Raw genomic sequence first — 20,599 nt, 5'->3', positions numbered from 1 at the left:
GTTTAAATGCTTCTTTTTTGCCATTTTTATCTCAATTACTTTACTTAGGTTTTTAGGAAGCGTAGAATGGGAAAGTAAATTATTTAGTTAGGTAAATAAGGAGTGATTGCGATGAATCCGTTATTTCATATATTTTTTCAGCAAAATCGTTATTTAGTAAATCAGTTAAATGATGTTTTAAAACAGCATGGACTATTCAGCTCACAATGGACGGTTCTTTTTTTATTGCATCAAAACGGACCAATGACACTCACAGCTATATGGAAATACCTTGATGTAGAAGCGCCAACTGTTACGCGAACAGTCACTCGTCTGGAGACGCTTGGATGGGTGGAGAGAGTTCACGGAGCGGATAAACGTGAAAAAATGATTGATTTAACGACCAAAGCAATTGAACAATTTCCTCAAATAGAAGCATCCGTCGTTTCGTTCGAGAAAAAAATGACTGATAATCTGTCTGAGGAAGAACAGGTGCTCCTAATTCACTTACTAAAAAAGATGGAAGGTTAGAATAAATGGAGCTTCAAGAACAAACAAATAAAATTTTCACGAAACGATTTATTAGTCTATTCTTTACAAATATGTCCATATTCCTTGTGTTTTACGGATTAATCACAACATTGCCATTATATGCTATCGGCGAGTTAGGGAAATCGGATGACGATTCCGGACTCCTTGTCACGGTATTTTTAATTTCAGCGATTATCGTTCGTCCATTCAGCGGAAAACTGCTAGATCTCTTTGGCAAGAAGCGATTGTTGATTTTAAGTCTTGTACTTTACTTTGCATGCACAGTGTTGTACTTATTTTTTAAACCTTTTCTGCTTTTGCTTGCACTTCGTTTTTTCCAAGGGATATGGTTTAGTATTGCAACGACTGCATCGGGTTCTTTAGCAGCCGATATTATTCCGAAAAGACGTAAAGGAGCAGGATTGGGCTATTTTGCAATGTCTACGAACTTAGCTGTCGTATTCGGTCCTTTTATTGGGTTGCTCATTATTCAATATTCAGGATTTGATATGCTATTTATCGTATTATCTGTATTGGTGGCAATTGGCGGTTTACTGGCATTGACTATTCAAACAAAGGACTTGCCAAAACCAGTGGTAACAGACCGCAGCTTTAAATTTTCATTTAACGATTTATTTGAGCGAAGTGCACTGCCGCTTGCCGCACTCGCAAGCTTAGTCGCTTTTTCTTATGCGAGTGTTTTGTCATTCTTATCGCTTTATGCGGAACAAAAGGATTTACTAAGTGTTGCCAGCTATTTCTTTGCGGTGTTTGCTGTAGCAATGATTTCGGTTCGTCCATTCACAGGGAAAATCTATGATACAATGGGCGCAAAATTTGTTATTATTCCGTCGTTCTTTATTTTTGCATTAGGGCTGATTATTCTTGGTAATGCAGAACAGGAAATTCCGTTCTTATTATCGGCGATCTTTATCGGTGCAGGGTACGGTACGTTAACAACAAGTTTACAGTCACTATGTATTCAAGCAACGACAATCCAGCGTAGCGGCTATGCTACGGCCACTTATTTTACGCTGTTTGACATAGGGATTGCTATCGGGTCGTATTTACTGGGGATGGTAGCGGTGAGTCTTGGCTATGAATATGTGTATTACATTGCGGCATTCATAATAGTTGTCGTATTCGCACTGTATATGCTGTTGCTCAAACGTCAAAAACATAAAACAGAACAATAAGAAAAACGATTCATCGTTCCATTAGTGGGATAGATGGATCGTTTTTTGCCACAATTAGTTTTAGAAGTTTTCGGTTTAAAATATGGATCAAATAGCGAATGTAGAAAGTAAATTATATTACGTTCTTTCCAGTGGTACACGTATCTAATTATTTTTTAAAATCGCTTCACGTGCAAGAACGTCCGCTGCTTTGTTTTCTTTATCCGGAATCCACTTTATGAAAAATAGGTCAAATTGTTCGATTAAAGCGAGTGCCTGCTCTAAATAAGGTTTGAAGTCCTCGTTTTTCACATATGCTTTGTCGATTGAGCTTACGACTATTTTTGAATCCGAGCGCATTGAAACAAACGATGAACCGATTTTCAATGCTTCTTCCAAACCACGTAAAAGCGCAATAAATTCGGCTTGATGATTATTTGTGATGCCGATTGGTTCACTGATTTTTACATGCTGACCTTCACCTTTTATAAATATCCCAATTCCGCTTGGACCGGGATTGCCGGCACTGGCGCCATCTATATAGACTTCTAACATAATTTCGCTCCTTTTATGTTCTATTCGTTTAAGTATAACAAATACATGTAAGTTGGAGAAAATAAAAAAATAGCGTACAATAGTAAAACAAATTATCGGGAGGTACATGACTTGAATAAAGTAGATGTTATGAAAGATATTGATGAATTAATGGATATGTACTGCGCTGATTGTCTAGTCATTCAGGACCTTCGCAAAGAACGCGGTAAACATGGTGCACACCGTTTCTGCATTGAATCTTGTACGGTAGGGGAACAGCTTCAGTTTCTTGGTAAAGAAATAATGAAAGTTTCCGAAAAATAATAATTTTAGAACATTGTTCTTACTATTGAATAATAATGTTTTTTTGATATAATAATTAAGTATTTCTTATTTACCTAGTATAAATCTCTGGTACAGATTTATTTTATAATAGGTAAATGACTTCAGCGGAGTGGTTACCGTTGAAAAATTTCTTTATTTTTAAATCCTTTTTATAGCTGAAAAGGGGGAGACAACTTGTAATGTGTAGCGCATAACTACTATATTACAAGTTGTTTTTTTATTGTCTTATTTAGATCAGCGCAAAATAAAAAGCTACTTTCGACGTCTCGAAAGTAGCTTTTTGCATTTATTAACTATTAACAAGTTGCTTTTCATTATAGAAAGCATTTAATTCTTGATAATATTTATTTAAAGATGATGGAGAAACACTAAAGCTTTCGCCGATTTCTTTAACAGTGAATTTTTGATCGAATAAATCATTATCCTGACCGAATCTTACAGCACCAGCTGCGATAGCGCCTGCCTTACGAGCTGTAGGCTGCTTTTCGACTAAGTAATCTTCAACGATTGCTACGAAGCTCTCGTTGGTGATTGCTTTTTCCGCCATAAATGCTTTTAACTGTTCCACGACTTCCTGCTCGAAAGGTGTAAACTCTTCCCCTTCATAGCCGTTTTCAACTAGACCTTCCCATAATAATAAATGGTTTTCTTTTGTGAATTGCTCAACAGGTAAACGGCTTGCTTTGTAAGCTTCTGTAAACTGTTCAAAAGAAATCGCATGTTCTTTATGGAAGAAGATTAGTGTAGAGACAGCTAATACGTGGTTTTCCTTGTTTGAACCATCCGGTAATAAAAAGGCGAACACACGCATTCCTAGAGGGATTGATTTGTGGCTTTCACGTTGAATATGATATGTTGTGCCAGTTAATGCAGAGATAGCTGTAAAGTAATCATCTTTCACATCATCAACAGTACCGATGAAGAAAATCGGCTGTTCCCATGATTTCAATAATTCCATCATAGATGGGCGAAGCACTTTTTTAGCTGTTTTTGCTAAAAAGTTCTGCCAAATATCAGGTCGTTGATGGAAGAAATATTCGTCCAAAGCAACGGCTTCCACTAATTCCTTGTGTAATTTCTTTTCTAATTTCGGTGCCCAATTTCGAACCAATTCCATAAATTCACGGATATCTTTTCGTTCTGGGTAATTACTATAGAAAGTTTGTAATACGTTTTCAATCTCTTCCTGGAAAACGTTTTGTGAAGTTACTTGATTTTTTCCTTCACAACATTTTTTGTATTTTTTTCCACTACCGCATAGACATGGGTCATTACGTCCAATCATTGTAACACTTCCTTTAATACAACTTTTAAATACTAATGTCGCAGTATTGCTACTAATAATAATAACGTCAGATTGTTATTATGAAAACTGATTATGTTTTTAGAACTATCAGAAAAATTGTTGCATTTTACATTATATTAAACTTTACATAAAAATAGAACAATAATAGAGTTAATTCTATCAATAATTTATAAAAAAAGAGACATGGCACGCTCGATGCGATGTCTCTTCCTATTATAACGTAGTTTCAGAGTGAGTAGGTGCTGGGATTTTTTTCATTGCTATAAATTGTTCGAGTTGAGCAACACTATTCCCGATTAAAATAAATGCGCCACCAATCACAAGTTGTGCAGTTAATCCTTCCCCTAGGAAAAGCATCGCGAATATGGCTGCAAAAATAGGTTCAAGAGAAAAGATCAGTCCTGTATGTGTAGGTGAAGTATATTGTTGTACAACAGCTTGCGCGATAAAACAAAACGCGGTACAAATAATACCTAACCCAAGTACAGCGATCCAACTAGAAGAATTGGACGGGAACATTGGAGATTCGAACATTATTGTAAATACTGCTCCAAACAAGCCGGCAATACCTAATTGATATACTCCATAAGAAATGGATTCAACGTTTTTAGTAAACTTACTATTTAATATTAAATAGATTGAATAGCAAACTGCTGCGATCGCAACCAATATATCTCCAGTCTGGAACGTCATAGAGTCTTTCATTGTCAAAACGGTAATTCCGATCATTGTAGCAACAACAGCGAAGCTCACTGCTCGTGAAGGGAGCCGTTTTTCAATAAAGCTTGTCATGATCGGTACTAAAACAACTGTTAAACTAAGTATAAATCCTGCATTACCAGCTGAAGTTGTTTTTAGACCTAACAAAGATAAGGCGAAAATTGTAAACAATAAGAAGCCTTGAACCGATGCATATAAAATCGTTTTAATATTCACATGCAACATCTTCGGTAAAAAGATTAGCCCTGCAATGATAAATGCGATTAAGCATCGAAGTGCTACAACATTAAAAGCTTCTAAACTTTCCAGTCCCATGACCATAAACGTATAGGATAGCCCCCAAAACATTGTAACAATCACCATTAAAATATTTGCTTTACCTTGTAAACTCAAAGATGTCACCACATTTCTAAAAAGTAAGTTTTAAATAATCAGTAAAAATATGTATAAGATTAAGAGATTTAAAATATTGTATTATCTATAAATCCGATCTGTTATAAAACAGTATAAACAGGAAGTTGTGATTAGTAAAACGAATGTTTATAATGAATGATATGAAAAAAATTCATGTTTAAAATTGATTAGTGGAGTGAATTATCATGAGTTTAGTCAAGTACGAAATTTTAAATAAAGTGGCGGAAGTACATAGCTTTACAAAAGCGGCCTCGGTTCTAGGGCTTACACAATCAGCTGTAAGTCATGCAGTATCAAGTTTGGAAAAGGAATTTGGTTTTAATTTAATTCACCGTAACCGTACAGGAGTAACATTGACAGAAGACGGTATAAAAATGCTTTATGAAATGCGCAAAGTATTATTGGCGGAAGAACATCTGCAACAGACTGCGTCGAACATTTTAGGGGTCAGCCAAGGGACAGTGCGAATTGGGCTAATTTCAACGATTTCTACACATTGGATGCCAAACATCATTCATATTATGGATTCAGAATATCCGGGAATTCGGATTGAATTGCGTGAAGGGGATTACTACGAAATAGAACAGTGGCTATTACAAGGTGAAGTCGACTGCGGATTTTTAAACCGGACAAGCTCCAAGCAGTTCGAATTTATGCCGTTAAAACGGGATCCTTTGTTATGTATTGTGTCGTCGCATAGTCCGCTATATGATAGAGAAGAGATCGATTTATTTGAAATTGAAGAAACGCCGATTATAATGCCTTCCTATAAAGGGACGAATGATGTGATGACGACATTTGAAAAATATGGTGTATATCCGAATATACGTTTTGAACTTTATGACGAAAAGGCCATAGTATCAATGGTGGAACATAATCTAGGCATTAGCATACTGCCTGAAATGGCGATTTCAATGTTGCCGGATACTGTAAAAGCGCTGCCTCTTGTACAGGAAAGTTACCGAATCCTCGGGCTGTCGACAAAGCAGAAGCTGTCACCGGCATCGCAAAAATTTGTAGAAATATTAAAACAGTGGCTGGAAAACGAAGAACAGTAAAAGGGGAAACAACTATGCTAACAGGGAAAAAAGTTTTAATTACGAGTGGCGGGACATTTGAGAAATGGGATAATGTTCGAGGCCATACGAATTTATCAAAAGGAACGATGGGGTGTTATTTAGCAGAAGCAGCGCTTGAAAAAGGTGCGAACGTCATTTATATGCACGGCGTATTTACACAGCTGCCGGAACACCAAAACGAAATGCAACTCATTAAATTTGAAGGGATCGAGGATTTAGGCGATAAGCTGAAAACAATTCTTGAAACCGAGCAAATCGATTATGTCATTATGGCGGTGGCAGGCTCTGACTGGCTTATTGACAAAGTGTTCGATCAGCAAGGGAATGAACTGACTGAAAAAGGGAAAATGCCTTCGGATGAACCTCCGATTATCCATTTTAAAAAAGCGCCGAAAATTTTGGCCCAAATTAAAAACTGGTCGCCAGGTACGACATTAATCGGCTTTAAATTGGAAGCGACAGAAGACGAATCGTTTTTATTGGAAAGAGCTTCTGCAAGAATGGAAACTGCAAAAGCGGATTATATGGTCGCAAATAGTTCCAAATCTTTGTACGGTGCAATGGAGCCTCATTATATTATTCATAACTCCGGGAAGACCGTTATAGTTGACGGAAAAATGGCAGCTGCAACGGAATTAATTAATGTCATCTCTTAAATAATGATTGCTCATTTTTCAAATGCCTTTATATGTTATAATTTAGAATATTTAATCTATTTAATAGTGAAAAGAGGTTGAAGCATGTACCAGTTCGATCATCTCGTCCATTTTGTCCCTTATCCAGAGCAGACATTGTTAAAACTCAAAGAAGAAGGTCTCCATGTTGTCAATGGAGGAAGTCATGAAGCGTGGGGTACATATAATACACTAAGCTATTTTGATTTGGCTTATATTGAATTAATCGGCATTGAAAATGAGGAAAAGTTTCAGGAGGCAGCCAAAAAGAAGTATTCACTACATGCGAGCTACAAAGAAAATCGCCGACGTGATGGATTGACACGTTTTGCTGTTCGTACAACGACAATCGAAGAAGACGCGAAGTTATTCGCTAAAGCCGGTTTGGAAGTAGTTGGACCGGAGCGTTTTTCCAGAAGACGGGAAGACGGCTCTGATGTAAGCTGGCAACTGCTTTATATTGGTCATCCGAAATCGAAAATTGAATTCCCTTTTTTCATTCAATGGGATGAAGCAGATACAATTCGGCGCAAGGAACTGACGGACCGCGGTATTATAGCGCAACATCCGTTAGGGAATTTAACGCTTCAGGCTGTCCATTTTGTTGTACCGAATTTTGATGCAGTGGAGCAAATTGCCCAACTATGTGGTGCGACAATTTTAAAAAAGGTCAATGAGGAAGAGAATGTAGAATACTCGATTATTCTGCTTGATGAAGTGAAGCTTATATTTGTCAAGCCAATCGGTGAAGGAGTCGCCTGGAATTATATGCTCGAACATGGCTACGGCATAAAAAAAGTTGTCATATCAGGCGCGACAGAGCAAAAGTATTTTACAATTGATGGCGCACAATACGAAATTAATAAGAAATAAAAAAAGCTGTAAACGATGAAAATCTTTCGTTTACAGCTTTGTCTATTTTTTTATAACATTCGCTGCCTGTGGACCCCGGATACCATCGACTAAATCGAATTCAACCACTTGTCCTTCATCCAGTGAACGAAATCCTTCTTCTTGTATGCCAGTAAAGTGTACAAAAACATCTTCACCATCTGCAGATTCTATAAATCCATAACCTTTTTCATTATCAAACCATTTTACAGTGCCTTGGTGCATCCGCTTTCTCCTCCGATACTGTCAAAATCAATTGATGAAACATAAAGATTCCAGAATATTACGAATAAACTATATCCTATAAAGATAAGAACTGTCAATAATTTGTCGATTTACATCGCTTTTTATATTTATTAATTCAGACAAAACAGACTATAATAAAGTGACTACATATAGAAAGCAGGGCAAAGCATGACAACAACTACGAAAAAACCATTATCAGATATTGAAATAGCCAACAAAGCGACAATGAAGCCAATTTTGGAAATTGCTGAAAATGCACAAATTCCATTAGATGCGGTTGAACAATATGGTCGCTTTAAAGCAAAAATTGATACAAGTAAAATTAGTGGTGAAGCAACGGCAAACGTGGTGCTTGTAACAGCGATTAGCCCTACACCAGCAGGAGAAGGAAAATCAACGGTAACTATCGGTTTGGCGGATGCATTGCACCAATTGGATAAGCGAGTAATGGTCGCTTTACGGGAGCCTTCATTAGGACCGGTAATGGGTGTGAAGGGCGGCGCTACTGGCGGCGGATATGCACAAGTATTGCCGATGGAGCAAATCAATTTGCATTTCAATGGCGATTTCCATGCGATTACGACTGCAAACAATGCATTATCTGCATTGATTGATAATCATATCCACCAAGGGAATGCATTGAACATTGATCCAAGACGAATTGTCTGGAAGCGTGTACTGGACTTAAATGACCGTGCACTGCGCCATGTAACGGTCGGGTTAGGTGGTCCGATGCAAGGCGTACCTCGTGAAGACGGATTTGATATTACAGTAGCTTCTGAAATTATGGCCATTTTCTGTTTAGCAACAGGCATGAAAGATTTGAAACAGCGTTTGGCACGTATTGTAATTGGTTATACGTACGACCGGAACCCGGTAACAGTTGGTGACTTACAAGTAGAAGGAGCACTCGCCCTTATTTTAAAGGAAGCAATGAATCCAAACTTGGTTCAAACAATTGAAGGCACACCGGCCCTGATCCATGGAGGACCGTTTGCCAATATTGCCCATGGATGTAATTCTATTACAGCTACACAAACAGCACGTAAGCTTGCGGATATTGTTGTAACAGAAGCAGGATTTGGTTCCGATTTAGGGGCGGAGAAGTTTTTAAATATTAAAGCACGTGAAGCAGGATTTAAACCGAGCGCTGTTGTTATTGTTGCGACAATTCGTGCACTGAAAATGCATGGCGGTGTAGCAAAGGCTAACTTAGTGGAAGAAAATGTGGAAGCATTAAAACAAGGTATTGCCAATTTAGCACAGCATGTAGCCAATGTTCGTAACTTTGGACTGGAGCCGGTAATTGCTTTAAACCGATTTATTACGGATACTGAACAGGAACTGAAAGCTGTTTTACAATGGGCCGCAGCAAATGAAGTTCGGATTGCCCGTACGAATGTTTGGGAAGAAGGCGGTAAAGGCGGTATTGAGCTTGCCGAAAAAGTACTCGAAGTAATTGAACAGCCGAATACTTTCCACCATTTATATGATTTGCAAGAAACCGTGGAACAAAAATTAACGAAAATTGTACAACAGGTGTATGGTGGTGCAGGTGTGCAATTAACGGATGCTGCGAAAAAACAGTTAGCAGTCATCGAAAAAAATGGGTGGGACACTTTGCCGATCTGTATGGCGAAAACACAATATTCATTATCGGATCAACCAAGCTTAGTAGGCAGACCAACCGATTTCGTTGTTACAATTCGTGAAATTCTTCCAAAGTTAGGTGCGGGATTCCTTGTTTGCTTAACTGGGGATATTATGACAATGCCAGGCTTGCCAAAACAGCCGGCAGCACTGAATATGGATGTGGCTGAAGACGGAAGTGCACTTGGATTATTTTAAAATGAAAATATATAGCGACCGACAAGAAATTTCTGTCTGAGGACAAAATAACGCAGGAGCGATTAATAAAAGTAAAAGAAACGTATTCGTTTGATTATTCATTCGAATACGTTTCTTTTATTTGCTGTGAATATTTAGTTTGAATTTACGTTCGTCCATTAAAACATGATTTGTAGAAGGTTAGTCGCAATCATAAAAGTGGCACTTAATCCGTATGCAACCGATCCAATTAAAATTGGTGAAATAACAATTAGTCCCTTACGTTGACTTTCATTCATATTTGGTGCTACAGCTTGCATCATTCTTTGCATAATTAACACTCCTTTTTCCTGTTTTATGTTTTCTTATTTCTATTATATGTCACAAATTTGTAAAAAACAAGCATTTAGTTCACATTTTGGACAAAAATTATCTCCGCATAATGAAGGATACTTGATTTTTCGTGTAAAAGTTGCTAAGAGGGGGTTAGGGCAAGAGTGGGGAAGTCGGAATCTTTTAGCAATAAACATGTCAAATAACTGAAGTCATCCCACTTCTCGTGGTAATATAATTATGTAAACTATAAAAAGAAAATGGTGAATGTAACATGTCCGAAGTAATCGTACGTTGTGAACAATTAGTAAAAGGAATTTATGAAACAATGGATGCAAGCCATGATTTTCAACATATTGAGCGTGTCTATCAAAACGCTATGACAATCCTGAAATCAGAACCTTTAGCAAGTGGAAAAATCGTGAGTTTAGCCGTGCTGCTGCATGATGTCAGTGACGAAAAATATGCTGTTGATAAACAGCAGGAGCAGCGAATCCTGGATGAACTTGATTTAACGGATGAGGAAAAACAACATATCCAAACGGTTATTGCAGAGGTTTCATTTAATGGGGGCAATGAACGGGATATTACAACAGTAGAATCAAAAATCGTTCGCGATGCAGACCGGTTGGATGCAATAGGTGCGGTTGGGATTGCGCGTACGTTCGCTTACGGTGGTGCGAAGGGACGTAAGTTATATGATGATGCTGAAGAAGTGCGCGTAAATATGACGAAAGAACAATATCGCAGTCAATCCACAGCGTCTGTTACGCACTTTTATGAGAAGCTTTTATTATTGAAGGATTTAATGGTAACTTCAAAAGGGCGCGAAATGGCTGAAGAACGTAATGCCTTTATGGTACAATTTTTAGAGCAGTTAAAAAAAGAAAGAGACGGGATTTCATGAGTCATTTAATCGTATCAAATCTAACAAAAACAGTTGGCGATAAAACGCTATTTCAAAATATTGAATTTACCATTTATGAAGGCGAAAGAGCAGGCTTAATCGGGATAAACGGGACAGGGAAATCAACTTTATTATCGATTATCGCTAAAAAACAGGATGCGGATACAGTGGAATTTGACCATCCGAATAAGTACCGCATTGCCTATTTGGAACAAGATCCGCAATTTCCACAAGATTTAACGGTTTTACAAGCGGTATTTAGTGGAGATTCACCGATCTTACAATTAAACCGTGCGTATGAAGAGGCGGTAGCAGCATTGTCTCAAAATCCGCAATCTGAAAAGCTGCAAAATGAACTGTTTCGATTACAGCAGCTAATGGACACAGAAAATGCCTGGGACGTCAATGCATTGGCAAAGCAAGCATTAACAAAGCTTGGAATCGATATGTTTGATCAAGAAGTGACGAGTCTTTCAGGTGGACAGCAAAAACGTGTTGCATTGGCAAAAGTATTAATCGAACCGGCAGACTTGTATTTACTGGACGAGCCAACGAACCATTTGGATGTTACATCGACAGAATGGCTGCAAGAAATGGTATCACGTCTAAAAGGGGCCGTTATCTTTATTACCCATGACCGTTATTTCCTGGATGAAACAGCGACACATATATATGAATTGGCAGATAAAACGTTATACCGTCATACAGGATCGTATGGTGATTTTCTTGAATCAAGAGCAATTCGTGAAGAAATGAATGCAGCATCACAGGCCAAATTACGAAATCGTTATCGCTCAGAACTAAAATGGATTCGTCGCGGGGCAAAAGCGCGAACAACAAAGCAAAAGGCACGTATTCAGCGTTTCGAAACTTTGGATGAATCTATTGATCGCTCGAATGACCAGTCGGATCTTGAATTGGGATTGGCCACAACACGTTTAGGAAAAAAAGTGTTGGAATCAGATGGAATTTCCAAAGCTTACGGAGACCGTGTCATTATTCAGGATTTCGAATTTTTACTGCAGCACGGGGACCGTATTGGCATAATCGGTGCAAATGGCTACGGAAAATCGACACTTCTTAACATGATTGCAGGTGAAATTGAACCCGATAGTGGCGAGGTAATTGTCGGAACAACAGTAAAACGTCTTCATTTCAAGCAGGCACTGCCACCAATGAATGAAAATGCACGAATGATCGATTATATTCGTGAAGCTTCGAATGATATTACCGATTCTGACGGGGTTCGCTACTCTGCATCTCAAATGCTCGAACGTTTTCTATTCCCGCTTAATACACACGGTACACCGATCAGCAAATTATCGGGCGGGGAACGCAAAAGGCTTCACTTGCTTCGACTATTGATGGAACAACCAAACGTTTTGCTTTTAGATGAGCCGACGAATGATTTGGATATTGAAACATTGGGTGTACTTGAAGATTTTATCGAAAACTTCCCTGGCGTTGTCATTACAATCAGTCACGATCGTTTCTTCCTTGATCGTATTGCGAAAAAGCTGTGGATTTTGGACGGAAAAGGCGGCGTATCGGAAAGCTTGGATGTCTATACCGATTATTTAGCAAAACGCGATTCTGAACTGCAGCAGGAAGCAAAAGAAATGAAGCAGGAAAAGCCAAAAGTTGAAAAACAGAAATCAGATAAGAAAAAGCTATCATTTAAAGAGCAGAAAGAATGGGAAACTATTGCTGATAAAATTGCTCAAGTTGAAGAAAAAATTATGACGGCAGAAGATGAAATTTCAACAGCAGGTTCGGATTTTACAAAACTTCAGCAACTGACGTCGGATTTAGAAAAGCTAAATCAGGAATATGAACAATTAATCGAGCGATGGAGCTATTTAGACGAAATTGCAAATGGATAGGAGCATAACAATGAAAATTTTATCTATTGAACCAACACCAAGTCCAAATTCAATGAAAGTAATTATTGATCAGGATTTACCATTTGGTAAAAGTTTTAATTATACGAAAGACAACATTGGTGATGCATCTCCTGAGCTGCAAGCCATCTTTGGAGTAGAAGGTGTAAAAGGCATTTATCACGTATCGAACTTCCTGGCGATTGAACGTAACGCAAAATTTGCATGGGAAAATATTTTAGCTGATATTCGTCGCGCAATTGGCGGAGAGGCAACTGAAAGCACGGAATATGAGATGAATGACCATTATGGGGAAGTAAATGTGCATGTTCAAATGTATAAAGCAATTCCATTGCAGATCAAAGCATTCGATGGTGAAGGGGAAGTGCGAATAAGCGCAGGAGACCGTTTCACAACAGCTTTCAAACGACTGCAATTCAGTGTGACTGACGAAAACTATATTTTTGAACGAAAATGGGTCGATTTCGGTGTTCGCTACGGTGATAAAGAACAAGTTGTACAAGAAGTGCTAAAAGAGGTGGATGCACTATATCCGCAAGATCGTGTTGAAACAATTGTTCAGTCAGCAAATGAACAAGTTGTCACAGCAGCTCAAGAGCGTAAAGAAGTGACATTGGAACAATATGAGCAGGTTGAAGATTGGCAGCAACGTTTCCAGTTGTTAGATCAATTACCGGATCCGGAAGTGAAGGATATACCGTTGTTCGAAAAAGCGCTGGAAGACGAGCAAATGTCTATCCGACGTCTTGCAACCGTTTATTTAGGAATGATTGAAGACATCGCGGTTGTACCAGCTTTAACGAAGGCATTGAATGATAAAAGTGCAGCCGTTCGCCGTACAGCGGGCGACTGTATGAGTGATTTAGGCTTACCTGAGTTTGAGCCAGCGATGATCGCTGCATTAGGTGACAAAAATAAACTTGTCCGCTGGCGTGCCGCTATGTACTTGTATGAAGTAGGTACGGAGCAAGCAATTGACGCATTAAAAGCAGCGAGCGAAGATAAAGAATTCGAAGTAAAGCTGCAAGCAAAAATGGCACTTGCCCGTATTGAAGGCGGGGAAGAAGCAAAAGGTTCTGTGTGGAAACAAATGACAGAAAGCCGTAAAGCTTAAAATTAAGCTGCTAACGTAAATAATCGTTAGCAGTTTTTTTATTTTAATTAAACATTATTTTTTAATCGAATGGCATAATTTGATAAAATGGTATATATTTAGGAATATACAAAAGAAAGGTGGGTCCATAATGGAGGAGCTATTGTTGAAAAATCCTAGCTCATTAAGTGATGAGCGTAAAGAGGCACTGTTAAATTTACTTTACTCCGAACATTGTAATGACTCCATACTATTAGAAAGTGATGATTTTTATTTATTTTTTCATGATATTTGGTCACTTTTTGAAATTGGGGAAGAGTACGAAAGCGAAATTGTAGAAGAAGATATTAGGCTGAAAGAATGGCGAATTTTCATATTGGAATTTTTCTCAGCTCGAAATTTAGAAAAATTGCACTTTGAGTACTTAACGAATTCCTCTTTAAAAAAATTTTTTGTAGCACTATACATATGGAAAAAAATTAAAAAAGATTATTTTTATGATATGCGTAAAGCGTTGAAAATCGAAAAATTAAAAACTGAATATGAAAAGGATCTTGCTGATAATCAAGATATTAAGGATATTTATCATGAAATCCATTTAAAAATACAAAGCTATTGGTATATGAATTTATTTAAATTCAATTCCATTTATGACAGGATTTTAGAAGAAGTATTAGAAGAAACAAAGGCGGCTGAATTGCTCTTCGGTGACAATATATGGGAGACAATCAGCAATGATAATTTAAGAAAATTTATGAGTTATATTGAATCAAGGCACTTTTCCGAAGTTTTATTTTGGAAATCCAAATTTCAGACAGAACAATTTTTAGAAGTTGGTCTCGATCCGAACAGTACATATGTATTTTGTGTTCAAAAAGATATATCGATGAAACGTAGCCTTACTTTACAAAATGGATTGGCATTGGCCGTTTCGGAATTTTCACAACAACATGAGCACAATTTTGTTTTTTTATCATTCATTAAAGCAATCGATCAGGAAATGATTACACATAAAGAGTCGATAGATTTTAATCATTACTTCGAGCTGGATAAATCATTTGGACTTAAAACGGAACCGATTAATTATAAAGGCATCATCAATTATGCCTTTACGATGTTAAAGTTAGAATTATCTCATAGCAATAGCGGTAAAATCTATTTAATCTGCAATGAATTACTATTTGACGATTTCCCTAATGAAGAAGATTGGATATCAGCCGTTACGCATTACAAAATGTTGAAAAAAATTGAAATTGTCGTAATTTATATGGGCGATAAAACGAAACTCAAGCAAATATGGTTTGCAGATAAAATACTGATACCAAAACAACTGGCTCAGTTTAAATAGAAAAAAATAAACTCTAAATAGTGTGCGGATTTAAATCGCTCCTACTTAGAGTTTTTTTCGTTTTTATATAGTTTATTGTGAACTACTTGTTTTTAGCTTCTTCACGGTTTGTTCAGGGGCAAAAACGGTATACAAAATACTACCGAAAATCAGGGCAATTCCGAGCACTTGCAATAAACTTGGTCGGAATGATAGTAATACAGCATCCAATAAAATCGCTACTACGGGATCGACAAATACGAGTACCGAAACGATGACAGTAGGAAGATCTCGAACACTGTCAAAAAATAAGTAGTAGACAAATCCTGTATGAATTAAACCTGTACCAAGTATGTAAAGCCAGTTTGTATTTGTTAAACCTTCAAATGCTGCAAAATCGCAAAACGGGAGCAACAGTATTATTCCAGCGATCGTTTGAATAAAAGTAAGAGCATACGATGACATACCGTGAATCGTTTTACTCGTAAACATTGTCAGTGCATAGCAAATGGCCGAAAGTAATGCCCAAATAAAACCAGAATTCATAAATTGTGAAACGCTTGTAAAGCTTTCAATTCCGATAATGAGGATACTACCAAAAAAGCAAATAACGGTTGCACAAATTGCGCGTATTCCCATTTTTTCTGCCAAAAATACCGAACCTAATATTAATACAAAAATCGGTGCCAAATTATAAATTGAAATGGCGATAGAAATCGACATTACTTCGAACGCTTTAAATAAAAACACCCAGTTTAAGACAAGAAATATACCGCAAATGACCGTTTTCATCACTTCGCTTCTATTCCAAACTTCAGTTTTATGACCGCCTGTAACAAACCATAATCCGCCTAAAAAGAGTGTGGCACAAATACAACGAACAAAAACGAGCTCTACTGCAGGCAAGCCGGTTTGCGTAGTAAAGAAACCGATAGAGCCGAAAATAGCCATGGAAAGAGTAAGTTTAAGCATCGAGCGTGCATTCATATGGTGAACCTGCTTTCTATATCCCGCAATATCGGGTAGTAATTTTTCTGCCTCGAAAGCAAAGCGGCAGAGGCAAAAGGAAGATGAATACTATTCACGAATCTGACCGTTGCCATGTATATAGTATTTCGTAGATGTTAATGCTGGTAAACCCATTGGACCGCGAGCATGAAGCTTTTGAGTTGAAATACCGATTTCAGCACCATACCCGAATTCAAAGCCATCCGTAAAGCGTGTGGATGCATTATGATACACAGCTGCCGCATCAACCGAATTTAAAAAGATTTCAGCGTTTTGCAGATTGTCAGTGATAATAGCTTCCGAATGATTAGTTCCGAACTGATTAATGTGATGGACCGCTTCGAATACATCATCCACTACTTTAACACTTAGTGTCAGAGCCAAAAATTCTTCAGCATAATGCTCTTCTGTTGCCTCGATTGCTTCTGGCAAGACGGTACACACATTTTCATCGCCATAGATTTTTATTTCAAGTTCATTCTGTAAGTAATGCAAAAATTCTGTACCATGATTTTTGAAAAATTCCTGATGAAGTAATAAACTCTCAGCTGCATTGCATACAGATAAACGCTGTGTTTTCGCATTTTTTACAATTGATTTTGCCATCTCAAAATTAGCGAATTCGTCCAAATAAATATGGCAATTCCCGGCACCGGTTTCGAGTACAGGAACCGTCGATTCACGCACGACTAAATCAATCAGTTTTTTTCCTCCGCGCGGAATTAGCACATCCAAGTATTCCGTCAATGTAAATAAAAATTTCGCTGTTTCACGGCTAGTATCTTCGATGAGCAATACGGAATCTTTTGGATAGTCAACAGCGTCCAATGCGCGGTGAATCGATGCAACGAGTGCAATATTTGAGTATTTTGCAGATGAGCTGCCACGTAAAAGTACCGCATTACCAGTTTTAATTGCAAGTGTTGCTGCATCAATCGTTACATTCGGGCGTGCTTCATAGATCATGCCAATTACACCTAATGGTACACGCTTTTTAGTAATTTGAAGGCCATTTTCTTTCGTAATTTGTTCGACTACTTCACCGACAGGATCCTCTAATTCAATTAGCTGCATGATTGCATCACTCATCGCTTGAATGCGGTTCTCATTCAGTAAAATGCGGTCCAGTGTCGCTTGGTCGAGTCCGTTTGTTTTTCCATCAGTAATATCTTTGTTGTTTTCCGTCAGTAATATGTCCATATCGGCAAGAAGTTGTTGTGCAATACTTCTTAATGCTTTATTTTTTTCTTCTGTAGATTTGATATTCGTCATATAGCTTGCTTTCTTTGTACGCTTGCCTTTTTCAATAACTTCATTTGTAATTGTTTTCGTCATATAATATAACCTCCCTAAATTTTGACCCATTGATTACGGTGAATAACTTCAATCGGGTAATGCATGAGTTCTGTCGTCCGTTTACCCATTGCATGCTCCAATTCAGCTGAAGAATAAAGAATTTCTCCACGACCGATACATGTATGTCGGTCAAAAACTTCTACAACATCGCCTTTTTCAAATTGTCCTTCATAGGCGTAGACACCGGCTGGCAGTAAACTTTTTCCTCCATACTGCAATGCTTGGACTGCACCCTCGTCGATAAAAATCTTTCCGGAAGATTTTGAAAGTTGGACCCACTGTTTATTTGTTGGAACATACTTTTCATTGCGTTCAAAATACGTACCGTCACCATTGTTTTCAAGGATTTCAGTCAGTTTTGTATGGCCGGAACCTGTGCCAATAAATACTTCGACACCTGTATTAATCGCATAATTGGCTGCGGCGAGCTTTGACTGCATGCCCCCGGTACCGACTTTTGAGCCTGATCCTGTAGCAAATAGAAGCATCTCTTCTGTGATTTTTTCTATTCGATCAATTCTAATTGCATCTGTGTTTGTTAATGGATTTGCCGTATAGAGCCCGTTGACATCCGTTAAAATAATTAACTGATCTGCATGAACAAGACCACTTACTAAAGCGGAAAGCATGTCATTATCACCAAAAGTCAATTCAGCAACAGATACAGTATCATTTTCATTTATAATGGGGATTATTGAACGTTCCAATAACTCTGTTAATGTTTCATAAGCATTTCTGTAACGTTGCTTATCGTTAAAATCAGAGCGAGTCAGTAAGATTTGGGCGGACGTCTCATTATATGTGGCAAATTCATCTGCATACGCTTGTATTAATATGCTTTGACCAACTGCAGCGGCCGCTTGTTTTCCTTTTAGCGTAATCGGTCGAGAAGGGTAGCCGAGCTTTCTGAAACCTGCTGCTACTGCTCCTGAAGAGACTAAAATAACTTCATGACCAGCTTGTTTCAATGTAGCAATGGCAGCAACATGGTCATGAAATTTCTCATGATCAAGCTCCCCTTTATTATTTGTTAAGGAACTGCTTCCGATTTTTATTACAACACGTTTTCTTTCCACCCAAAAATCCTCCTCAATAGAAATATTGAAATTACACCATAAACGGGTAGTAATTTATCTGCCTCGAAAGCGTCACGGCAGAGACAAGACTTCCGCCTCTATGCGGAAGGTCAACTACCCGTAAAAGCCCGATTGGTTCAACTAACACTCAGTGGGATAAAGCCCCCCACTGAGTGAAGTTTCACTTTATTACATTAAAAAAGCACATTTCAATCCTATTGATTAGGACGAAATGTGCTGTTTCCGTGGTACCACCTAAATTGAATGCCAATACTTGCATTCCACTTCATCTCATAACGCTGAGTCTGCGCCTATTTTTGTAGGAGCTGTTGAAGTAGGTTCGGCAGGTTTTGCTATGCCATCCTTTCAGCCTGTGGAATGTGCTCTCTTGTTTAGCCAATTGCTGCGTACTCGTCTTCAATATGCCTTTATATTTTCTAATAGCATGCATGATAGCTCATTTTTTGTCAATATCATTAAGTCTGATTTATTTGAAAACTATGCGAAAATCTTCTTTTTGGACCGATTTACCGCATAAAAGTGTGAATTTTACGACTATTTACTATTCAAATTTAATTTTTCATGATAAATCCGTACTTTGTCTCTTTTTCAGCTATTTTTTAAATTTGTAGTACCTAGGAATAATCAGTTGTGCACAGCTTAAAGGATTTGTAGAAATGCAGGATGCAGAACAACTTATTTTTGAAAATGAGACATTAATAAAAAAGGTCATCTATAAACTGAAAATTTATCGAGATTTGGATGAATATATGCAAGTAGGAAGGATTGCTCTATGGCAGGCATTGCAGAAATTTGATGATACTAAAGGGGATTTTGCGATGTTTGCTTACATGACCGTAAAATATGCTATTATTCGAGCATTAACCAAAGAAAATCACGTATCAGAACATGAACTAGCAGTGGAAGAAGATGTAATTATCGTTAATGCGCAGCAACACTTTTTGGATACAGCAAGTTTTGAATGGCCCGAATGGTTTGAGGAATTAAATAAAGAAGAGCAATTTCTGTTGATCGCCTTGTATGAAAAAGAGCTTTCGTTAAAGGAGATTGCTGACAAGTATATGCTGAGCTATGAAACAATAAAGAAAAGACATCAACGGTTATTGTCTAAGTTAAGGGGTTTGTTATTTTAGATTTTTTGGGATAAAAAAAGTGGAAGCTTATGAAGTTTCCACTTTGTAATATCTTATTGGATTATATTCAAAAACTCTGTTCTCTGCTCTTCGGATTGCTGTTCGCCATTAACAAGCATTGCCCCAATACGGTAATCTGTTTGTCCTTTTTCAACAACATACTGTAAATTAACAGGCTGTACTTTGTTATCAACTTTGCATTTCCCTTTAAATTCCACAACATGCTCCATCATTTTTGTTTGGAAATACTCCCAGCTGCTTTCTTCACAATAGTTTTTGAGGGCTTGTTCTATTGTAGTATCGCTATTTTCCATGACGGGTGTAGCATGAACATATGTAATATAGTCATTATCTGTTACGGCTTTTTGTGGACCGAAAAAGTAAAAAAATACACCAATTACCCCGATTGGTATGATCCATAATATCGTCCGCTTTCTTTTTACCATGAAATAAATCCCCCTTTTTGTATCATTAGTATAACATTGGAATGTTAATATTTTCTACATTGAGATAATATTTATCTCGAAAGAGGGAGACTGTTGGTCAACGGCGCTGTTAATGGTTTCAGATGACGTTTGAACATATATTTCAAAGCAGCATATCTTCAAAGGTGTAACCTTTTTCATAACGTTGCTCCTAATCATTGTTTAGGAACCAAAGGGATTATTACGAACATTATAGAATATTAATGATTAAGTGGTTTGAAATTTCCAATGAAAGGAA

21 protein-coding genes are annotated in these 20,599 nt (G+C 37.6%); 12 read left to right on the top strand and 9 right to left on the bottom strand.

Features of this window, described 5'->3' with window-relative positions; genetic code table 11:
- Positions 1-111: 111 nt before the first annotated feature.
- Positions 112-510, top strand: a complete 399-nt coding sequence (locus ACQKN3_RS07320; RefSeq protein WP_014824240.1) for a MarR family winged helix-turn-helix transcriptional regulator — start codon at positions 112-114, stop codon at positions 508-510.
- A gap of 5 nt (positions 511-515) precedes the next feature.
- Positions 516-1,706 carry an MFS transporter gene (locus ACQKN3_RS07315; protein ID WP_427710515.1) on the top strand — a complete coding sequence of 397 codons (1,191 nt, stop codon included), beginning with the start codon at positions 516-518 and terminating at the stop codon, positions 1,704-1,706.
- Positions 1,707-1,850: 144 nt separating this feature from the next.
- On the opposite strand, the gene ACQKN3_RS07310 is transcribed toward ACQKN3_RS07315, so the two are convergent.
- Complete coding sequence (locus ACQKN3_RS07310; protein ID WP_427710513.1) at positions 1,851-2,240, bottom strand: reverse transcriptase-like protein; 390 nt, start codon at positions 2,238-2,240, stop codon at positions 1,851-1,853.
- Between the two features lie 111 nt (positions 2,241-2,351).
- On the opposite strand from ACQKN3_RS07310, the gene ACQKN3_RS07305 reads away from it, so the two are divergent.
- Positions 2,352-2,543: a zinc-finger domain-containing protein gene (locus tag ACQKN3_RS07305; protein WP_008404740.1), complete on the top strand. Its 192-nt coding sequence runs from the start codon at positions 2,352-2,354 to the stop codon at positions 2,541-2,543.
- A 310-nt stretch (positions 2,544-2,853) separates the two neighbouring features.
- Here ACQKN3_RS07305 and ACQKN3_RS07300 read toward each other — a convergent pair whose 3' ends face one another.
- Together ACQKN3_RS07300 and ACQKN3_RS07295 are read right to left on the bottom strand one after the other, a co-directional pair.
- Positions 2,854-3,849: a YecA family protein gene (locus tag ACQKN3_RS07300; protein WP_251688691.1), complete on the bottom strand. Its 996-nt coding sequence runs from the start codon at positions 3,847-3,849 to the stop codon at positions 2,854-2,856.
- A 234-nt stretch (positions 3,850-4,083) separates the two neighbouring features.
- Positions 4,084-4,992 (bottom strand): DMT family transporter, encoded by a 909-nt coding sequence (locus ACQKN3_RS07295; protein WP_251688689.1) that lies wholly within the window; start codon positions 4,990-4,992, stop codon positions 4,084-4,086.
- Between the two features lie 197 nt (positions 4,993-5,189).
- Here ACQKN3_RS07295 and ACQKN3_RS07290 point away from each other — a divergent pair, with 197 nt between their 5' ends.
- From ACQKN3_RS07290 to ACQKN3_RS07280, 3 genes are all read left to right on the top strand, one after another.
- On the top strand, positions 5,190-6,062 hold the full coding sequence (locus ACQKN3_RS07290) for a LysR family transcriptional regulator (protein WP_251688687.1): 873 nt from the start codon (positions 5,190-5,192) through the stop codon (positions 6,060-6,062).
- Positions 6,063-6,076: 14 nt separating this feature from the next.
- On the top strand, positions 6,077-6,739 hold the full coding sequence (locus ACQKN3_RS07285; protein ID WP_427710510.1) for a phosphopantothenoylcysteine decarboxylase: 663 nt from the start codon (positions 6,077-6,079) through the stop codon (positions 6,737-6,739).
- Between the two features lie 84 nt (positions 6,740-6,823).
- A complete protein-coding gene (locus ACQKN3_RS07280) occupies positions 6,824-7,630 on the top strand; it encodes a VOC family protein (RefSeq protein WP_427710508.1) in 807 nt (268 codons plus the stop codon).
- A gap of 42 nt (positions 7,631-7,672) precedes the next feature.
- Here ACQKN3_RS07280 and ACQKN3_RS07275 read toward each other — a convergent pair whose 3' ends face one another.
- A complete protein-coding gene (locus ACQKN3_RS07275) occupies positions 7,673-7,873 on the bottom strand; it encodes a cold-shock protein (protein WP_008404734.1) in 201 nt (66 codons plus the stop codon).
- A gap of 189 nt (positions 7,874-8,062) precedes the next feature.
- On the opposite strand from ACQKN3_RS07275, the gene ACQKN3_RS07270 reads away from it, so the two are divergent.
- On the top strand, positions 8,063-9,742 hold the full coding sequence (locus ACQKN3_RS07270) for a formate--tetrahydrofolate ligase (RefSeq protein ID WP_427710505.1): 1,680 nt from the start codon (positions 8,063-8,065) through the stop codon (positions 9,740-9,742).
- Positions 9,743-9,900: 158 nt separating this feature from the next.
- On the opposite strand, the gene ACQKN3_RS07265 is transcribed toward ACQKN3_RS07270, so the two are convergent.
- Entirely contained in the window at positions 9,901-10,053 is a 153-nt protein-coding gene (locus tag ACQKN3_RS07265; protein ID WP_008404730.1) for a hypothetical protein, read from the bottom strand.
- 275 nt (positions 10,054-10,328) lie between these two features.
- Between ACQKN3_RS07265 and ACQKN3_RS07260 the strand changes: the two genes are divergently transcribed.
- The 4 genes from ACQKN3_RS07260 to ACQKN3_RS07245 all read left to right on the top strand — a co-directional run bounded on the left by ACQKN3_RS07260 (position 10,329) and on the right by ACQKN3_RS07245 (position 15,303).
- Positions 10,329-10,961, top strand: a complete 633-nt coding sequence (locus ACQKN3_RS07260; RefSeq protein ID WP_427710503.1) for an HD domain-containing protein — start codon at positions 10,329-10,331, stop codon at positions 10,959-10,961.
- Complete coding sequence (locus ACQKN3_RS07255; RefSeq protein ID WP_427710501.1) at positions 10,958-12,844, top strand: ABC-F family ATP-binding cassette domain-containing protein; 1,887 nt, start codon at positions 10,958-10,960, stop codon at positions 12,842-12,844. The genes ACQKN3_RS07260 and ACQKN3_RS07255 overlap by 4 nt, the downstream gene beginning before the upstream one ends.
- A 10-nt stretch (positions 12,845-12,854) precedes the next feature.
- A complete protein-coding gene (locus ACQKN3_RS07250; RefSeq protein WP_251688676.1) occupies positions 12,855-13,976 on the top strand; it encodes a virulence factor in 1,122 nt (373 codons plus the stop codon).
- 130 nt (positions 13,977-14,106) lie between these two features.
- Positions 14,107-15,303: an aldehyde dehydrogenase gene (locus tag ACQKN3_RS07245; protein ID WP_427710499.1), complete on the top strand. Its 1,197-nt coding sequence runs from the start codon at positions 14,107-14,109 to the stop codon at positions 15,301-15,303.
- Between the two features lie 72 nt (positions 15,304-15,375).
- Here the strand turns inward: ACQKN3_RS07245 and ACQKN3_RS07240 are convergent, their stop codons facing one another.
- The 3 genes from ACQKN3_RS07240 to proB all read right to left on the bottom strand — a co-directional run bounded on the left by ACQKN3_RS07240 (position 15,376) and on the right by proB (position 18,722).
- Positions 15,376-16,269: a DMT family transporter gene (locus ACQKN3_RS07240; RefSeq protein WP_427710497.1), complete on the bottom strand. Its 894-nt coding sequence runs from the start codon at positions 16,267-16,269 to the stop codon at positions 15,376-15,378.
- Between the two features lie 90 nt (positions 16,270-16,359).
- A complete protein-coding gene (locus tag ACQKN3_RS07235) occupies positions 16,360-17,625 on the bottom strand; it encodes a glutamate-5-semialdehyde dehydrogenase (protein ID WP_427710495.1) in 1,266 nt (421 codons plus the stop codon).
- 14 nt (positions 17,626-17,639) lie between these two features.
- Positions 17,640-18,722: a glutamate 5-kinase gene (proB, locus tag ACQKN3_RS07230; protein WP_251688668.1), complete on the bottom strand. Its 1,083-nt coding sequence runs from the start codon at positions 18,720-18,722 to the stop codon at positions 17,640-17,642.
- A 677-nt stretch (positions 18,723-19,399) separates the two neighbouring features.
- Here proB and ACQKN3_RS07225 point away from each other — a divergent pair.
- Positions 19,400-19,876: a sigma-70 family RNA polymerase sigma factor gene (locus ACQKN3_RS07225; RefSeq protein WP_427710493.1), complete on the top strand. Its 477-nt coding sequence runs from the start codon at positions 19,400-19,402 to the stop codon at positions 19,874-19,876.
- Between the two features lie 53 nt (positions 19,877-19,929).
- Here ACQKN3_RS07225 and ACQKN3_RS07220 read toward each other — a convergent pair whose 3' ends face one another.
- Entirely contained in the window at positions 19,930-20,322 is a 393-nt protein-coding gene (locus ACQKN3_RS07220) for a glucosamine 6-phosphate synthetase (RefSeq protein ID WP_427710491.1), read from the bottom strand.
- Positions 20,323-20,599: the final 277 nt, after the last annotated feature.

The organism is Solibacillus sp. NPDC093137 (genome assembly GCF_050280445.1).
Classification (GTDB): Bacteria; Bacillota; Bacilli; order Bacillales_A; family Planococcaceae; genus Solibacillus; species Solibacillus isronensis_B.
This window is presented reverse-complemented; position numbering and strand designations above follow the sequence as displayed.

Bases quoted from the DNA above. Each gene is read 5' to 3' on its own strand.
- ACQKN3_RS07320 (WP_014824240.1), top strand. From the start codon at position 112: ATGAATCCGTTATTTCATATATTTTTTCAGCAAAATCGTTATTTAGTA.
- ACQKN3_RS07315 (WP_427710515.1), top strand. From the start codon at position 516: ATGGAGCTTCAAGAACAAACAAATAAAATTTTCACGAAACGATTTATT.
- ACQKN3_RS07310 (WP_427710513.1), bottom strand. From the start codon at position 2,240: ATGTTAGAAGTCTATATAGATGGCGCCAGTGCCGGCAATCCCGGTCCA.
- ACQKN3_RS07300 (WP_251688691.1), bottom strand. From the start codon at position 3,849: ATGATTGGACGTAATGACCCATGTCTATGCGGTAGTGGAAAAAAATAC.
- ACQKN3_RS07290 (WP_251688687.1), top strand. From the start codon at position 5,190: ATGAGTTTAGTCAAGTACGAAATTTTAAATAAAGTGGCGGAAGTACAT.
- ACQKN3_RS07285 (WP_427710510.1), top strand. From the start codon at position 6,077: ATGCTAACAGGGAAAAAAGTTTTAATTACGAGTGGCGGGACATTTGAG.
- ACQKN3_RS07280 (WP_427710508.1), top strand. From the start codon at position 6,824: ATGTACCAGTTCGATCATCTCGTCCATTTTGTCCCTTATCCAGAGCAG.
- ACQKN3_RS07275 (WP_008404734.1), bottom strand. From the start codon at position 7,873: ATGCACCAAGGCACTGTAAAATGGTTTGATAATGAAAAAGGTTATGGA.
- ACQKN3_RS07270 (WP_427710505.1), top strand. From the start codon at position 8,063: ATGACAACAACTACGAAAAAACCATTATCAGATATTGAAATAGCCAAC.
- ACQKN3_RS07265 (WP_008404730.1), bottom strand. From the start codon at position 10,053: ATGCAAAGAATGATGCAAGCTGTAGCACCAAATATGAATGAAAGTCAA.
- ACQKN3_RS07260 (WP_427710503.1), top strand. From the start codon at position 10,329: ATGTCCGAAGTAATCGTACGTTGTGAACAATTAGTAAAAGGAATTTAT.
- ACQKN3_RS07255 (WP_427710501.1), top strand. From the start codon at position 10,958: ATGAGTCATTTAATCGTATCAAATCTAACAAAAACAGTTGGCGATAAA.
- ACQKN3_RS07250 (WP_251688676.1), top strand. From the start codon at position 12,855: ATGAAAATTTTATCTATTGAACCAACACCAAGTCCAAATTCAATGAAA.
- ACQKN3_RS07245 (WP_427710499.1), top strand. From the start codon at position 14,107: ATGGAGGAGCTATTGTTGAAAAATCCTAGCTCATTAAGTGATGAGCGT.
- ACQKN3_RS07240 (WP_427710497.1), bottom strand. From the start codon at position 16,269: ATGAATGCACGCTCGATGCTTAAACTTACTCTTTCCATGGCTATTTTC.
- ACQKN3_RS07235 (WP_427710495.1), bottom strand. From the start codon at position 17,625: ATGACGAAAACAATTACAAATGAAGTTATTGAAAAAGGCAAGCGTACA.
- ACQKN3_RS07225 (WP_427710493.1), top strand. From the start codon at position 19,400: ATGCAGGATGCAGAACAACTTATTTTTGAAAATGAGACATTAATAAAA.
- ACQKN3_RS07220 (WP_427710491.1), bottom strand. From the start codon at position 20,322: ATGGTAAAAAGAAAGCGGACGATATTATGGATCATACCAATCGGGGTA.